This window comes from Pseudomaricurvus hydrocarbonicus (assembly GCF_011602365.1).
Classification (GTDB): domain Bacteria; phylum Pseudomonadota; class Gammaproteobacteria; order Pseudomonadales; family Cellvibrionaceae; genus Pseudomaricurvus; species Pseudomaricurvus hydrocarbonicus.
Genome location: NZ_JAAONZ010000003.1, coordinates 431643 through 447662 on the forward strand (window position 1 = coordinate 431643; position 16020 = coordinate 447662).

A 16020-nucleotide genomic window follows, 5' to 3' on the forward strand; every position below is an offset into this window, starting at 1 on the left:
GTAACAGATTCTATTCCCCAGCCAGGGGCAACGTGCGCAGTCAATGCTGAATGGTGCGCAGCCAACGGCTAATAATAAAGTGGATCTAACTTCTTTCAAACTTGAGCTTCATCAAGAACTCATTCTCTGAACTAATGCACTTTAAAAATAGGGAGGAGTTGGGAGCAATCTCAGTTGCCAAACTATCCACTGGGTCAGAGGTGACTATGAATATTTTGATGAGATTGATGTGGACTGTAACGCTGATGCTGTCTGCGGCTCTGGTGTCGGGGAGTCCGCAACAGGGAACCTCACAAAAAGGAATGTCTCAAACGGGCGCCGCCCAATATGGCACTGCTCAACACGGTGTCATGATGGGCGATCGCGGCACACAAGGTTACGGCAAGCCAGGTTACGAGATGCAGGGCAGCATGATGAACCATGAGCAGAAGCTCGCGATGCGTAAGCAAATGCAAACAATGCAGGAGACCATGGAGCGTATCCGCAAGGAACAAGACCCTAAAAAGCGTCAGGCGCTGATGCAAAAACACTCGGCGCAAATTACCCAAAGCCTGCATATGATGAATATGATGCCGGACAAAAGCGGCACCATGACCCGGCAGGAAATGCAAAACATGATGAGAAGCATGAATCAAGGCATGGGGGCAATGAATGAGCACATGGGCATGATGCAGATGCTGATGGGGCAGATGATGGAACACGAATCGCTGCAAAAACAAGAGCGCATGGGGGAGCCGTAACCGCTTTGCCGGAGCAACATCTGCGGCGCGGTGGTGACCTGTATCTGAGTCCAAGGTGGTTGCCAGCGGTTGTGCTGATCCGAAGGGGGTTGTCATGATTGAAGTTCTGAACGATTTTCCCGATAACGTGGTCGCCGTTGCCTGTCAGGGGCATGTGACACGTCACGACTACGAAGCCGTTCTCATCCCGGCCGTGGAAAACGCCTTGCAGCGGCATCGTAAGATTCGTCTTTTTTATCACATAAAAGAGAGCTTTGAAGGGGTCGATGCCAGTGCTGTCTGGGAAGATTTCAAGATCGGGATTGAACACCTGTTGCGGTGGGAGCGTATCGCCGTCATCACCGATGTACGCTGGATCGTGCACACCATCAAGGCGTTCAGTTTTGTGTTGCCTGGTGACGTCCGGGTCTTTCCCGGCGTGCAGGCGCAGTCTGCGTACGAGTGGATTGTCGCGGACTGAAGTGCCGCTTAATGTCGTTGAAATTGCCGGTGATCCGCCGACAAGTGAGGGACAAACCGTCAGCACCTTTTCTGCGGCAGCTATACTGGTATGAGCAATAGCCGATTTCCAGCGATTGATGAATGGCATGGTGAACTTTCCAAAAAAACCAGCCGGTGAATGCGCTGAACACCGGACGCATTGCGCGCGTAGTTAAGATCCTGCAGGCTTCGGGAAACTGTCTCGGGGCCATTGACGAAGACCGTGGGGACAGAGCGATGTCGGTAACTCAGGAACTGCAAGACACGATTAATGATCTGGTCGATGGCCGGCGCGGCATCCTCGCCGCCGATGAGAGCAGCGGCACGATCAGTAAACGCTTTGCGGCCGTCGGGGTGGAATCCAGTGAGGAGAGCCATCGGGATTACCGGTCCTTGCTGTTGTCCACCGCCGGGCTGGGTGAATTTATTGCCGGTGTGATTTTGTTTGAGGAGACCCTGGGGCAAACCGATGACCGCGGCTCGCCGCTGCCTGACGTCGCTTCGGCACAGGGCATTGTTCCTGGCATCAAGGTCGACAAGGGCAAAGGACCTCTGCCAGGCGCCCCTGGCGACTTGATTACCTACGGTCTGGATGGTCTGACCGAACGGCTGGACGGTTATAAACAACAGGGCGCACGCTTTGCCAAGTGGCGGGAAGTGTATCCGATAACCGGCCACAACCCGACGCCACTCGGGCTGACGGCCAATGCAGAAATGCTCGCCAGGTACGCTGCCGTTTGCCAGGCGGTGGGCGTGGTACCGATTGTTGAGCCGGAGGTCTTGATCGATGGCGAGCACAGTATCGAACGCAGTGCCGCCGTCAACGAACAGGTCTGGCAATCGGTGTTTGATGCCTTACACCGTCACGGTGTTGTGTTGGAGAAGATGCTGCTCAAGCCGAGTATGGTCACGCCGGGCAAGGTTTCGGGCAAGGCCGCGCCGGAGCAGGTCGCCGAAATGACGCTGCAGGTCCTGCGGCGAGCGGTGCCTGCGGCGGTTCCCAGTATTAATTTCCTGTCCGGGGGGCAGACCCCTGAAGAGGCCACTGCCAACCTGAATGCACTGAATGTGATCCGTGACCGGGCACCCTGGCAGCTCAGTTTTTCGTTTGCCCGCGCCTTGCAGGAACCGGCGTTGTCGACGTGGCGTGGCAAGGCGGAAAATAGCGCAGCCACGCAAGCGATTTTTCTGAAACGAGCCCGCCTGAATCATTTGGCTATGCAGGGCCAGTATCGGGCCTCCATGGAAGAATAAGGCGCCAGGCACCCACCAGGTGTCTCTGACACACATTGGCTTGGCATGCGTTGTTGGCCATGTGGTGACGATGGCACACTCGCTGTGCCGAGGCTGGGCGACCAGCCTCCCCGCTGAAATAGACAATCTGTCTGATGCCCGTTGAAACTCAGTCTGAATGTTTTTTGCTCTGACCTGTGTCATTTTCTCTGACCAGTGTAGTTTGCTGTGCCAGTTGGTGGCCTTGTTTGGTCTTGAAACAGCTAAACGCCTCCGTGACATCAAAGTGTGGGCAAGTTTGAACGTGATGTTGCCAACTCGGTACCCTCGTGAAAACTCATAAAATTACGTAGATGTACTTATTGTCAAAGGTTTTGCATGGGCTATAAATAGGTACTGACATACGGTGCTTGGGATTACATGGTGATGTACGCAAAAAAATGTCGACTATCCTTGAGGTTCGGGGCAGAGGTTTTACTGGATGGTGAGAAAATTTGGCTTGCGCCCGTCGAGGTATTCAATATTGCCGAGCCTGAAGAGCTACGGGAAAAAAATAGCGGGTCGGAGGTGCCAGTACTGCAGTGGAGTTCGAAACAGGTCAATGGGTACCTCTGCAGCCTTAACAACTCAATACGCGAGTTGAAGAAAAATCATTGCGCTTCTTTGTCGTTGTCGGCTGCGGGTTTAACGTCAGGCCCTGATTTAACGTCGGAGCCTGGCTTAAAAAACTCCGCGGGGTTCATGACAGAGGATTCAACACAGTTACTGTTGTCACAGCCTGAAGGTCCGCGGCCAAGTGTGTTCTGTGAGGATTGCAGTGTTCGCAAGACCTGTGTTCTGAGTCAGGCCTGTATCAATGCTGAAATCGCCCGTGTGATGAGGCGACCGAAGCCGATACACAAAGGCCATCGTCTGTTTATTCAGGGTGACAAATTTGACACCTTTTATCTGGTCAAGTCCGGTTCGTTTAAATCAACCATGATTGATAATGAGGGCAACAGCCAGGTTGTCAGCTTTCAATTCCCTCAGGATATATTGGGTTATGACGGCATGCAGTCGGGGAAGCATGTCTACGAAGTCGAGGCGTTGGAAACCTCAAGTATTTGTGCGTTGTCGTTTCCTGCGCTAAAAAGAATATCCAGTGAATCTTCTTCCGGATTATTACACCAGTTAATGGCTGAAGTGTCGGGGATGATCATCAAGGAAAGTAAAGTGGTCATGGTGTTGGCGCGTATGCATTCTGAGCAGCGGCTGGCCAGCTTTTTACTGGAAACTTCCGACCGGATGGTGGAGTGCGGTCTTTCTGGTCGTGAGTTTAAACTCAGCATGCAGCGTTACGATATCGCCAATTATCTGGGGCTGGCGGTAGAAACTGTGAGTCGATTGTTTCGACACATGGAGGAAGAGGGGATTATTCATGCTCAGCGTCACTGGGTCCAGATACTCGACATGGAGAAATTGAAGCGCATTAAAGCCGCTGAGTACAAGTTTTCCGGTGTTAGCAAGGCCGTCTGACGTTGCATTGTTCTGTTCTGTCCTATTCGGGGCGGGTTTGCGAACTGTTAATCGCGTTGCGTTATCAGGCGCTTTGCCACCATGAGATAAGACAATTTTCCTGGGGCGTTAGTGCGTGTTCATGAAAGGGGATGGCCCTGGGCGTGTAATCGTCGGAAGGGCGAGCGGTCAGCACTTCCGTACGGTAAGTGTAGCTGTCAATGGCTCCTCGCTTGTAACCCAGCAGCTTCATGATCAGGCATTCAGGTTCAGCTGCGTCTTTCTGCTGAACGTCGGCATAAATTTGAGCGTCGGCGTAAAGTTGCACCTCTATCAGGTCCGGTGAAAGCCCGTCCAGGTAAATATCGACTTCAAGGGTAAACCCCGCCGGGTTGGGCACAACCCGTTTTGCCCCCCACCGCAACTCACACCAGTAACGCTGTAGCGTGTGTTCCCATTCACGCAGTTCGGTTGCCAACTGGCCCCGATTCGCAAGCCTTGCCTGGTAAGCGACTGCGGCCTTCAAATAATACTGGTCAATATAGTCCCTGAGCATGCGATTGCTGGAAAAGTGCGGCGTCAGATCCGCCATGCTGGCGCGTATTCTCGCTATCCATTCACCGGGAACACCGGCGCTGTTGCGCTGGTAAAAAAGGGGGACCACGTCGGTTTCCAGCAGCTCAAACAGCGCCCTGGAGGTGTCCTCATCGCTGTCGGAGTCTCCGCAGATGGCCCAGCCGTACTGGTTGTCGTAAGCCTGGGCCCACCAGCCGTCAAGCACAGACAGATTTAAGCCGCCGTTGACCAGCACTTTCATCCCGCTGGTACCACAGGCCTCCCAGGGCGGTTTCGGTGTATTGAGCCAGACATCAACCCCTTGCACCATGTCATGGGCCAGGGTGATGTCGTAGTCTTCGAGAAAAATGACACGGTTGCCCGCGGCAGGGCTTTGGCAAAATTGGGCCCAGTCGTGGACAAAGGCTTTGCCGGCCGAGTCGCGGGCATGGGCCTTGCCGGCGATGAGTATCTGCAAAGGATGCACCGGGTGGTTGAGCAAGGCCGCCAGGCGCGACAGGTCCATTAACAGCAGTCCCGGGCGCTTGTATTCGGTAAAGCGTCGGGCAAACCCCAGGGTCAGGATGTTGGGGTCGAGAACCCGCTCGGCCCGGTCCAGGGTGAGTTTATCCGCACCGCGCTGACTGAGTTCCCGGACATGGCGCTTGCGCACGTGTTCAATCAGGTCCTGGCGTTGACGGTTGCGGCAGTGCCACAATTCCTGATCGCTGATCTGATTAATGGCGCTTGCCAATTCGTCGATGTCGCCTTTCCAGCGCTCCTTGCCGGCGGCTTTGGTCCACAAGCTGTCGGTCCACTGCGAATCCCAGGAGGGCATATGGATGCCGTTGGTAATATGGCCGATGGGAATGTCCCGAACCGGCCAGTGGGGATACAGCTCGCGGAAGAGATCGCGGCTGGTCTCGCCGTGTTTACGGCTGACCCCATTGGCAAAGAGGCTGCAGCGCATACTGAACCAGGCCAGATTAAACGGCTCGCGTGCGTCCTGTGGATTTTTTCTGCCGAGTCCCAGCAGCTCTTCCTCGCCAATCTGCAGCCGCTCAATCAACGGGCTGGCATAACGGGCAATGAGGGCGGCATCGTAGGTGTCGAAGGCTGAGGCCACCGACGTGTGGGTGGTGAACAGCGTGCCCGCGCGGTTTATCCATAACGAAGGCCAGAACGACAGCCCGGTCGCTTTCATCAGGCTGTGTGTTCTCTCCAGAATGACAAAGGCGGCGTGACCCTCGTTCAGATGGCAGACGTCAATCTCCACCTTCAGGGCCTCCAGGGCACGCCAGCCACCAACGCCCAACACCAGTTCCTGCAAAAAGCGTAACTCCTGACCGCCGCCGTAGAGCTGGCTGGTGATGCCCTGGTCAATAGGGCTGTTGAGGGGGTGATTGCTGTCCAGCAAGTAGAGGGAAACCGAGCCGACCTGGGCCACCCAGACACGCAACAATAACGGGCGCCCGGGAAGGTCAACCTTGACCTGCAGCCAGTCTCCCAGCTCGGTAAACACAGGCCTTACGGGCAGCATGGAGGGCTGGTAGGTGGTGTAGATTTCATGTTGCCGGTTATCGGCGTCAATCATCTGGCGAAAATACCCCTGATGGTACAGCAGGCCGACCCCGACCAGCGGGATACACAAGTCACTGGCCGCTTTGAGTATGTCGCCGGAGAGGATGCCCAAACCACCGGCATAAAACGGCAGTGCAGTGCCGAGTCCGTATTCCATGCTGAAAAAAGCGATGTGGCGGATCGACGCTTGGGGGTAAGAGTCTCCATACCATCCACAGCGCGCCAGATAGTCCTGCCTTTCAATCAGAACCTCCTGCAGTTTGTGGCAGAAGTCGGGGTTGTCGGCCAGAGCCTGCAGCTGGTTGTGCCCCACATTTTGCAGCAGCACATAGGGGTTTTCGGTTTTTCCCCACAGTTCGGCATCGACCTGTTGCCACAGTGCGTCAGCCGCATGACTCCAGGTCCAGCGCAGATCGGTGGCCAGCTCTTTCAGGCCCGCCAGTGCCACCGGCAAGTCGGGCAGCAGGTGACTGGCCTGCTGGGCGCAGCTGCAATTGTCAGATGACGTGGAGCTGTCGTTGCTGCCGTTCACGTAAAAAGGGCTCTCTGTGTTGGCGGTTTCCAGGGCTTACCCTGAGTCGTCTTACATCATGGCGTCCGGTGTCGTTGTGTGATCGGCTGCTTGGCTCAGGAATGTCTGCAATCATGGCTTCAGTGGAGATCATCAGGCCGGTGATGGCGGCGGCGTTTTGCAGCGCACTCGAACCACGAACTACGAACCACCTTGGTGGGGACGATAATGCCCATTGCCATCAGGTCGCCGAAGGTGTCTGTCTGGGCGTTGTAACCGAAGTTGGTTTTACACCGTTTAATCGTGTTAATCACAGCGGACGCATCCCCCGCCCGCATTGTTGACAATTTCCCGAAAGGTTTGTCGGTCACGACATGGCCGCCCTTGGGGCCAAGGGCGGCCTTGACCGCGTTGGCCAAAAGGGTTGCTGCGGCGCTTAACTGCCTGCGGGCGTCTTCCCCAAACTTGATTTCTTTAGCCATAACTCAGCTATAACTCAGCCATAACGTAGCCATAACTCAGCCATAACGAAGCCAGTGCCGATCGATAGCATCCGGATAAGTTATCGCTTCCTGAAACGTGTCAAGTAAGGTTCGTCGCTTGCCTCAGGATTCAATGTTGATTAATTTCGGTTTGTGTTTGGCGTTTTTGTTTTTTCCCACCGTAATGGTTAAAACACCGTTCTTGCCTTTGGCATTCACTTTGTCGGGGTCCGCGGACTCGGGAAGGGTGAAGCTGCGGTAGAAAATTCCGTGGGAACATTCGCTGCGCTCATAACCCTCCTTGCTTTCTTTCTTCTCTTCTTTGCGTTCTCCTTTGATGGAAAGCCTGCCGTTATCGATAGACACCTCAATGTCTTTGGGGTCGACGCCGGGGATGTCAGCTTTGATGACATATTGTTTTTCTTCCTCTTTAATGTCGACCGAAGGTATCCATTCTCGCGTTGTCAGACTGGTGCCTTCATTGATTGACGATGGCCAATAGCTATCCATGGATTGAATGAATTCATTCATTTCGTCCTGGAAGTGATTCCAGATGCTGGCGGGTTCTTTGTTAAACAGACTTAAATGTTTCATAGCTTCCTCCCCGGAAAATAAACTGATTGACAGCGTCTTAAAATATAGCCATTTGATCTCTGCAAATGTTGACCATCGTCAAATTACGTTCAGTTAGAGTCCGGTTGACATTGTCCCGACATCAAAAAGAAATTTCAGGCGGAAGCTCCCTGAGAAAGTCGTGATCCGGATAATAATATGGCCGCGTGTTATATCGGTTGGTTTGAGTCAAAGGGGAGAGGTGACGTTGAGCGGGTGCTGAAGGTTTTGGTTGTTACTTCCTGGTGAACGGCAAGATGATTTCCATTGCCACCAGCACTGACAAGGCTAATGGCAGCAGTGCGGTCCACTGATGAACACCGACCGGGTATACCCCCAGGGTTGTTTGCATCACCGGCAGGTACATGGCCACGATGTGCAGGCCCAATGCCACTGCGGTTCCCATCAACAGCACTGGATTGGACAGCAGGGATTGTCGAAACACGGAGCGGTTTTCCGAGCGGCTGTTGAAGACCTGAATGTTTTCAAATAATACCATCAACAACAGCAGACTGTTGCGGGCATCGGATTCTTCCCAACCCTGCGCCAGCAGCCAGCTGAAAGCGAGGAAGCCGACAGTGCCCATGACGACACCGGAAGTGATGACTCGCTGTATCATCAGGCGATTAAAGAGTGACTCGCGGGGCGGCCGGGGGGGAGTGTGCATCGCATTTTCTTCGCCCGGCTCGAGCGCCAGCCCCACGGTCTGAATGCTCCCTGTGACCAGATTCAGCCACAGTAATTGCACGGCACTCAGGGGCAGAGGCAATCCAAAGGTGGTGGTCAGTGTAAACAGGAATATTTCCGCAACCCCGGTGGAAACCAGAAAAAACACCACCTTGCGGATGTTTTGATAGGCTATGCGACCCTGCTCTATGCCGTCGACGACGGAGGCGAAATTGTCATCGGTGAGGATCAGGTCGGCGGCTTCTTTCGCGACATCGGTGCCCCGTTTGCCCATCGCAATGCCAACGTGGGCCGCGTTCAGTGCCGGGGCATCGTTGATGCCGTCACCGGTGACGGCGACAATTTCTCCCTGTCGCATCAGGGATTGTACGATCGTCATTTTTTGTTCGGGGGCGACCCGTGCATAGACGCGCGTGCGAGCCGTCAGCCTGTCCACTTCAGCCTTTCCTGACGCCGCTGCGCGGGTCAGATCGCCACCGGTGACGGCGACGTCGGCAGGGCCTGCAAGGTGCAGTTTTCGGGCGATACTCAGGGCGGTTTCAGGGTGGTCGCCGGTGAGCATACAGACCTTGATCCCGGCTTCCTGGCAGGTGTTGACGGCGTTGATGGCTTCCGGTCGCAAGGGGTCCATCATGGCGATCAGTCCCAGCAGGCACAGTCCCTGCAGTTCTTCCAGAGCAGCGTTATGGGCCGCGGGCCGGGCGCCCTCGGCCAGGGCCAGCACACGGACCCCTTTGGCGGCCAGATTCTGCATCGTGGCCTGGGCCAGGTCGGGGTCAAGGGGCTGCTCCCCGTCTCCGACAGCCATCCGGTCGCACATGGGCAACAGCACTTCGAGGGCGCCCTTGACGCAGATCAGCGCGGAGTCATCATCACGGTGCAGCGTGGCGGCAAAACCCCGTGCCGGCTCATACTGCAACTGGCTCAGCAGGGGGTATTTGGTCTTTAGCGTGTTGCGCTGCACCCCGCATTTGTGGGCGAATGCCAGCAGCGCCTGATCCACCATGTCGCCACTGCTGTGCCAGCTGCAGTCTGCCAGTTGTCGCAGTTCTGCCTCATTGCACAGAGCGGCGACTCTTGCCAGTCGTCTCAGGCGCGCGGCCTGCTCACGGGTCAGTTCACCGTGTTCGGGCTGACACTGACCATCCGGCGGTTGGTTGTTGCCGGTGACCTGGAAACTGTCGCCGTCAAAAAACACCGCGTCGCTGGCGGTTAACCGGTTCTGGGTCAAGGTGCCTGTTTTGTCGGCCGCAATGACGGTACAGGAGCCCAGGCTTTCCACCGCCACCAGTTTGCGTACCACCACATGGCGCTTGACCATCCGTCGCATACTGACGGAGAGCACCATGGTGAGGGCCACCGGCAAGGCCTCCGGAATGGCTGAAACCGCCAGCGCCACCACGGTCATGAAGACGGTGAGAGGGGGGGTATGGCGGGCGAATTCCACCAGCGCCAGCACGGCCATGAACACCAGCAAAATAAGGGTCAGTTTTTTACTGAAGCGCTCGATTCGCTGCAACAACGGCGGTGTGGCTGTGTCAGTCGATTCCAGCGTTAAACTCAAGCGGCCCATTTCGGTGGCCAACCCGGTCGCGGTGACAATTCCCTGGCCCCGGCCTGAGGTGATCAGGCTGCCGGCAAAAGCCAGGTTGGTCATCTCCGGCACCGCTACTTCTGCTTGCAGGAGAAGCTGTCCATCTTTCTGCACCGGTAGCGATTCGCCGGTCAGAAAGGACTCGTCAATTTCCAGGCCCTGAGTATCGATCAGGCGCAGATCGGCCGGCACACGGTCTCCCGATGTGAGCTTGATCAGGTCACCGGGTACCAGCTGGCTGGCGTCCAGTTCCTGAAATTCTCCGTTCCGGAGCACTTGAGCTCGTGTCACCATGAGGTTGCGCAACGCCATGGCGCTGTGGTGGGCGTGAAACTCCTGAATGGAACCGATGAGGGCATTGATCAACAGCACCGCTGCGATAAAACTGGCATCTGCCAGATGCCCAACGGCCAGTGACAGTAACGCCGCCGCCAACAACACATAAATCAGCGGGCTCTTAAACTGACGCATCATCAGGCGCCAGAAAGCCGGTGGCGGAGGCACCGGTAAATCATTACTTCCCACGCGGGTTAACCGCTCCTGCGCCTCGCCAGCGCTCAGGCCGTTACCATCGGTGTCAAGCTGAGCAAGAACTTCCGGCAGAGGGAGGTGGTGCCATAACTGTTGATTTGAATCGTCCATACGACAATATAGCCCATTACAATGCGTGGCAGATGATGTTTGTCGAACCTTGTGAAGACTTAGCTCGCGACGGGCTTGCAAACTTTCTTGTCCCATTTTTAGACCCCCACGTTGATTAGGGGCAAGGTGTTGTATGAATCAGATTTTTCGAACTGTGCTCGAAAAAATCCATCACGTGATGGCGTCTCGTCATCCGCCGGTGCCCTTATCACGGTAAGGTATTTGGTTCAGTGTCCCGCCCCTAAGGGCAAGATGTGGTTAAGATTGTTGGCTTGCGGACGGTGTTTTCAGCGTCTCTGTCCCGGGGCTCTACAGGGCCTTTTTAATTCACCGTTGCTACAACCGTTGCTACAGGGTCTGTGTTAACAGCCTCTTTACCTGACGAAGCGAGCGGGTATTGAGCACATCCTCTTTTTCCAGCCAGCCACGTCGAGCCTGCCCGATGCCATAAGTGAGGTTGTCGAAGTCGTTTGGGTGGTGGGCGTCTGAATTAATACTGATCAGGACGCCTTCGGCTTTGGCCATACGACAATGGGTGTCGAGCAGATCCAGGCGCTCCGGGTGGGCATTCAATTCCAGATAACAGCCGCGTTGCCGGGCTTCACGGATGACACGCGGCATGTCTACGTCATAGGCATCACGCTGTTCCAGCAGTCGACCGGTGGGGTGCGCCAGGATGCTGAAGTGGGGTCGCTGCATGGCACGGATAATGCGCTCGGTTTGCAACTGGCGCGACAGGTGGAATTTGCTGTGTATTGCCGCGATGACCAGATCCAGCTGTCCCAGCACCTCGTCGGGTAAATCCAGGCTGCCATCTTCGAGGATATCAACCTCAATGCCCTTGAGCAGGGTGATACCCTCCAGAGTGTCATTGAGGGCGTTGATCTGGTCGATTTGACGGCGCAACTGTTCGGCGTTGAGACCGTGCGTGACGGTCAGGCGCTGGCTGTGTTCGGTGATGGCGAGGTAACGCAGGCCTTTTTGTTTGGCCACCGCTGCCATGGTTTCCAGGCTGGCGTGGCCATCGCTGGCTCGGGTGTGTGCGTGCAGATCGCCCTGCAGGTGTCGCAATTCGATCAGGTTGGGGAGTTCACCGGCTTCGGCGGCGGCGATTTCGCCCTGGTTTTCGCGCAGCTCCGGCGGTATCCAGGGGAGTCCGACCGCCTTGAAGACGGAGTCCTCGGTCGCACCGGCGACTTGTGTGTCGCCCCGGAAGACGCCATATTCATTCAGTTTCAATCCGCGCTGCTGTGCCCGGCGACGCAGTTCGATGTTATGCGACCGGGACCCGGTGAAGTAGTGCAGCGCGGCCCCGAAACTGGGTTTGGCGACGACCCGCAAATCCACCTGCAACCCGCACTTCAGCACGACGCTGGCACGGGTGCGGCCACTGGATTGAACCTTGGCCACTTCATCATAGTGCGTGAAGTGTGCCATCACCGGCTGGCTGTCCGCGGCCGATACCAGGAGGTCAATGTCGCCCACGGTGTCTTTGCCGCGACGGTAGCTGCCGGCAATGGTGACCTCGTCGACACCGGGGTGTTGTTGGAGATAGTGTGCCAGAGGCTTGGCGTAATGAGCCGCCTCGGCAAGTTTGAGGCGTGGTTTTTGGCGGATATGACTTTCGATGCTTCTGACAAGGGCGTCGACGGTTTTCTGGCCGAAGCCATGCAGCGCCAGGATTCGGCCATCGCGGGCGGCACGCAGCAGTTGCTCCGGGGTGTGAATGTCCAGCTCATGATAAAGGGCGTGGACCCGTTTGGGACCCAGCCCGGGAATTTTCAGCAGCTCCGGCAGACTGGCGGGAAGCTGTTGGCGCAGCTTCGTCAGCGCCTGGCATTGCCCGGTGTGCACAATCTCTTCAATTTTGGCCGCCAAGTCCTTGCCGATGGTGGGCAGTTGCGTCAGATCAGCGTGTTGCTCCACCAGCACCGCCACGTCCTTGTCCATACTTTGCAGGGTACGAGCGGCGTTGCGATAGGCGCGAATACGGAAGGTATTGGCTTGCTGGATTTCCAGAAGGTCGGCGATCTCTTCGAAGATCCTGATGATGTCGGCATTGTGAATCGGCATTGCGTATCGAGAGTCTTTATCGGCACGGTGAAGAGCAATGGTGTCGAGGCATTGGCTAGAGGCATTGTCTACCTCTAGAGGCATTGTGCCCTAAATGGGTCCCGGTTGAGGGGTAAACGCGGAACCCGTTTGCTGTATTGCGACAGCAGATGACGGCGCCGTAAACGGCTTGCCTGCCGGGGGCGGCACGAGCAAGCGATCAGACCGCCTGCTGCAGCGAGCAGCCACTTTTTCTGGGCGTGAGTTGGGCCAAAAAGTGGAGTAAATCATCAACCGTCAGAATGCCGGCCAGGGTGCCGTCGCTGCGGGTGACCGGCAACCGGTGGATACTGTGTTGGCTCATCAAGGCGATGGCCTGATTGACCGAATCGCTTTCGTTGATGGTCACCAATTCTCCATTGAGCAGCTCACCCACAGTGATGGCGGAGGTGGCTTCGACATCATCCAGTATAAATAGCGCCAAATCCTTTTCGGTGAGAATGCCAATCGGCCTGACTTTGCCTTCACCACCGCTGGTGTCAGTGATAATGACGCAGTCGGCGTTGTCATTGCCCATGGCAAAGGCCACCTCACGAGGGGGGCGGTTTCGGTCCACCTGGGTCGTTGTCGTCAAGGAAAGGTCCTGTACTCGCATGGTCTGCACCGTCTTGCCGTAGTGGTTTTGCCATCTTGAACCGACGTGTCTTCAGGTTGTTGATGAAGATCAATAACGGATCAGATAATCCCCCATTGTTGCCACACCGGCCGGCATTGGCCAGAATGCGGCCGCCGGGCAGAAAATGGGTTTCTGTCATCAACGCCAGAAATTTGGTTTGCCATTGGGTTTGATGGTTTTGTTCCGGGGTGGCGATGGCCCGGTAACGGGATGCCCAAACCAGTGGCCTGAGGGCGATCAAGGGGTTCGGTAAACCTGAGGCTGGTGAACGTTCAAGGCAAGCTGTCTGTATTCATGCAAGCTACCCATAGACCTACAAACTACTCATAGACATACCAGCTGCCCGTATTAAGACCAGTGCACAGCGCAAGAGGCGGTGTTAACTGCCCCGGACCTGCATTACCATCTGTACCAGTTGCGCGAGTGTGCGGGTGTTCATTTTTGTCATGATGTGGTGACGATGGACTTCCACCGTGCGCGGACTGATATTCAGCTTGTCGGCAATCACTTTGGTGGCGTCGCCTGTCACCAGCAAGTTCATAACCTGTAACTCTCTCTTGCTGAGGGAGTCGATGCGTTGCCGCGTTTTGCTCAGCTGTTGGTGCCGCTGACGGTTTTCCCGGCCAATTTCCAGCGCTCTGTAAACGGCCCGCAGCAGTTGATCCGGGTCAAGCGGCTTTTCGAGAAATTCGATGGCCCCCTTTTTCATGGCTTCGACCGCGGCCGATACTTTTGCCTGACCCGACACATAGATGATGGGTAAATGGATGCTGCGATCGTTCAGCAGTTCCTGGAGCTGCAGACCGTTGATGCCCGGCATATTGAGATCCAGAATCATGCACCCCTGGGAATCCGTCGACAACGCATCAATACAGGCTTTTCCCGAGTCATAGGTCTTTACGGCCAGTCCTTCCGCGATGAGGGTATCTACCAGGCCAGAGCGAACGCCCGCATCATTATCGATGACATAGACAAATTCTGAAGGGGCCGCGGCCATTTAAGGTTCACTTCGGAATACGACACAAAGCGGGGTGAAACGTGTTTCACCCTCAGGCTGCCCATCGGTTTTGGTGTTGAGGGGACCGCCCCGATGGAAAATCATGGGGCGGGTGGCAGGCGTCATACTCAGCGCTTCCTTGTTGACGTGTGGCGGGCGAGTTAAGTCCTGATGGGCGAAAAGTGGGGCTGTGCCTATCCAGGCGTCTGAAGCTGGCGTCGGGTTTATTGTCTGGGGCTCTAGGCGCCAGGAGATGCACCGGGGGCTCCATGACATTCCCGAAAAGGGACTCCAGATTTGGTTTGAGTCTGCGTTTTGTGTTGACTCTGCGTGTAGGCACATGGCATTTTGCCGCTCGATTTGAGTCCAGTGCTAAACAAATTATTCTTGGTTATTACGGTTAATGCCGACAGTAATGCCTTAACGTTTTAACCAATTAGCTGTTCATTCCGCCAGCCTTTTGGATGCGGTTAACCCCCAGGTCATTGGTTTAGGATGATGTCCGAGAAGGGTGTGGACACGACATTGACAGGGGTAATCAGCCAACTGTCTCGTCAGATCCCTTGCCTACGTGGGCAACAGAAACTGCAGTGCCCAAGCTTGGCTCCATAGCAAGCCGCTACCATTCTTTTAGCTTGATTTTAGTTAAGTCTACTGTATTTACAAATGAATCAGGCTCTCTCTTCCGGTGAACAGGTGCCTGAATGTGAATAACAATGATTTAACCGCCGAAACGTTTGTGTGGTCCAGCTGAACGATCTGCCCGCGTCGAATCTTCAGCAAGACATTGGAGAGAGTTGATGACGCCAATTGGTTTATTTTTTTACGCTCGGATTATTTTTTTTCAATGGTAATGACCTTTGTGACGCCGCTTTCACCGGGATAATTGGCAAACATGGCGGTAATCATGTACGGCATGACCTTGGCAATTTCTTTTTCAGGCCCAACACTTTGTACGCGGCCTTCATAGAGTTTTTTATCATTGTCCGTTCTGACAATGTTCATCAGCAAGATGCGGTTGTAAACCGTATAGGCGTAAATTTCAGGCTCAAGGTCTTGGTGGAAACCATAATAAAACGGGTCGTAGTAGTGGCCATACCAAAAATGATAGCGGACATAGTTGCCCGGCCGGCTTTGTACTTCGGTGAGCCCGTCGCTGATGCTGTAGTCCAGTTCTGCGACCAGTTGTGTTGGTTGATCCCCCTCCATCGGGGTATAGCCAATCCGGCGCAGGTTCTCGGTCACCATGGTGGCATAGTGATGGAATTCCAGGCTGCCTTTTTTACGCGGGTCCAGCGGTTCGATGCGAATTGACTCGCCTCTGGGCAGTTCGCCTTCGTGGAAGGTCACCACATCGCTTTTTATTTTTTCGACACAGCCGGCGAGTACGACCATCAGTGCGGGCAACAGGAACAAGCACAGGTGTTTTTTCATAACATTATCCCAATATCATTCGTGTTTTTAAAACCCATCGGTTGATTTTGACCGCCGAGCTTGAAATGAGAAACCACGCTTTGATCTAAGCACATCTCTGGTTACGGTGATTGATCTTCGTCAACTCCTGTCCATCACCTTGCGGATAATTCGTCTTTACCTCGCAGTGCCTGCCGATCTCAGCTGGTAAGTTGCGTGCCGGTCATCGACCCCGCGCTACCGTTGTACCCCAATGCTGCTTGTGGGCACT

The 16020-nt window shown here is 55.2% G+C and carries 12 protein-coding genes; 4 read left to right on the forward strand and 8 right to left on the reverse strand.

Annotation, left to right across the window (positions count from 1 at the left end; all coding sequences use genetic code 11):
* The first annotated feature begins 206 nt into the window (after positions 1-206).
* The 4 genes from G8770_RS06400 to G8770_RS06415 all read left to right on the forward strand — a co-directional run bounded on the left by G8770_RS06400 (position 207) and on the right by G8770_RS06415 (position 3968).
* On the forward strand, positions 207-740 hold the full coding sequence (locus tag G8770_RS06400) for a hypothetical protein (RefSeq protein ID WP_167183446.1): 534 nt from the start codon (positions 207-209) through the stop codon (positions 738-740).
* Positions 741-834: 94 nt separating this feature from the next.
* Positions 835-1200, forward strand: a complete 366-nt coding sequence (locus tag G8770_RS06405; protein ID WP_167183449.1) for a SpoIIAA family protein — start codon at positions 835-837, stop codon at positions 1198-1200.
* A gap of 257 nt (positions 1201-1457) precedes the next feature.
* Entirely contained in the window at positions 1458-2474 is a 1017-nt protein-coding gene (locus G8770_RS06410; protein WP_167183452.1) for a class I fructose-bisphosphate aldolase, read from the forward strand.
* 720 nt (positions 2475-3194) lie between these two features.
* A complete protein-coding gene (locus tag G8770_RS06415; protein WP_167183455.1) occupies positions 3195-3968 on the forward strand; it encodes a helix-turn-helix domain-containing protein in 774 nt (257 codons plus the stop codon).
* A 64-nt stretch (positions 3969-4032) separates the two neighbouring features.
* Here the strand turns inward: G8770_RS06415 and glgP are convergent, their stop codons facing one another.
* The 8 genes from glgP to G8770_RS06455 all read right to left on the reverse strand — a co-directional run bounded on the left by glgP (position 4033) and on the right by G8770_RS06455 (position 15770).
* Positions 4033-6615 carry an alpha-glucan family phosphorylase gene (glgP, locus tag G8770_RS06420; protein WP_208022076.1) on the reverse strand — a complete coding sequence of 861 codons (2583 nt, stop codon included), beginning with the start codon at positions 6613-6615 and terminating at the stop codon, positions 4033-4035.
* A 119-nt stretch (positions 6616-6734) separates the two neighbouring features.
* Complete coding sequence (locus G8770_RS06425; protein WP_167182405.1) at positions 6735-7076, reverse strand: hypothetical protein; 342 nt, start codon at positions 7074-7076, stop codon at positions 6735-6737.
* A gap of 123 nt (positions 7077-7199) precedes the next feature.
* The gene (locus G8770_RS06430; RefSeq protein ID WP_208022077.1) at positions 7200-7670 is read right to left on the reverse strand and encodes an Hsp20/alpha crystallin family protein; all 471 of its coding nucleotides are present in this window, start codon (positions 7668-7670) and stop codon (positions 7200-7202) included.
* Positions 7671-7923: 253 nt separating this feature from the next.
* Positions 7924-10611, reverse strand: a complete 2688-nt coding sequence (locus tag G8770_RS24350) for a cation-translocating P-type ATPase (RefSeq protein WP_279537107.1) — start codon at positions 10609-10611, stop codon at positions 7924-7926.
* 348 nt (positions 10612-10959) lie between these two features.
* A complete protein-coding gene (gene polX / locus G8770_RS06440) occupies positions 10960-12768 on the reverse strand; it encodes a DNA polymerase/3'-5' exonuclease PolX (protein WP_243760297.1) in 1809 nt (602 codons plus the stop codon).
* Positions 12769-12883: 115 nt separating this feature from the next.
* Entirely contained in the window at positions 12884-13297 is a 414-nt protein-coding gene (locus tag G8770_RS06445; RefSeq protein ID WP_167183461.1) for a CBS domain-containing protein, read from the reverse strand.
* Positions 13298-13718: 421 nt separating this feature from the next.
* Positions 13719-14336 (reverse strand): response regulator transcription factor, encoded by a 618-nt coding sequence (locus G8770_RS06450; RefSeq protein ID WP_167183464.1) that lies wholly within the window; start codon positions 14334-14336, stop codon positions 13719-13721.
* Positions 14337-15170: 834 nt separating this feature from the next.
* Positions 15171-15770 (reverse strand): DUF4136 domain-containing protein, encoded by a 600-nt coding sequence (locus G8770_RS06455; protein WP_167183467.1) that lies wholly within the window; start codon positions 15768-15770, stop codon positions 15171-15173.
* Positions 15771-16020 lie beyond the last annotated feature (250 nt).

Bases quoted from the DNA above. Each gene is read 5' to 3' on its own strand.
- G8770_RS06400 (WP_167183446.1), top strand. From the start codon at position 207: ATGAATATTTTGATGAGATTGATGTGGACTGTAACGCTGATGCTGTCT.
- G8770_RS06405 (WP_167183449.1), top strand. From the start codon at position 835: ATGATTGAAGTTCTGAACGATTTTCCCGATAACGTGGTCGCCGTTGCC.
- G8770_RS06410 (WP_167183452.1), top strand. From the start codon at position 1,458: ATGTCGGTAACTCAGGAACTGCAAGACACGATTAATGATCTGGTCGAT.
- G8770_RS06415 (WP_167183455.1), top strand. From the start codon at position 3,195: ATGACAGAGGATTCAACACAGTTACTGTTGTCACAGCCTGAAGGTCCG.
- G8770_RS06425 (WP_167182405.1), bottom strand. From the start codon at position 7,076: ATGGCTAAAGAAATCAAGTTTGGGGAAGACGCCCGCAGGCAGTTAAGC.
- G8770_RS06430 (WP_208022077.1), bottom strand. From the start codon at position 7,670: ATGAAACATTTAAGTCTGTTTAACAAAGAACCCGCCAGCATCTGGAAT.
- G8770_RS24350 (WP_279537107.1), bottom strand. From the start codon at position 10,611: ATGGACGATTCAAATCAACAGTTATGGCACCACCTCCCTCTGCCGGAA.
- polX (WP_243760297.1), bottom strand. From the start codon at position 12,768: ATGCCTCTAGAGGTAGACAATGCCTCTAGCCAATGCCTCGACACCATT.
- G8770_RS06450 (WP_167183464.1), bottom strand. From the start codon at position 14,336: ATGGCCGCGGCCCCTTCAGAATTTGTCTATGTCATCGATAATGATGCG.
- G8770_RS06455 (WP_167183467.1), bottom strand. From the start codon at position 15,770: ATGAAAAAACACCTGTGCTTGTTCCTGTTGCCCGCACTGATGGTCGTA.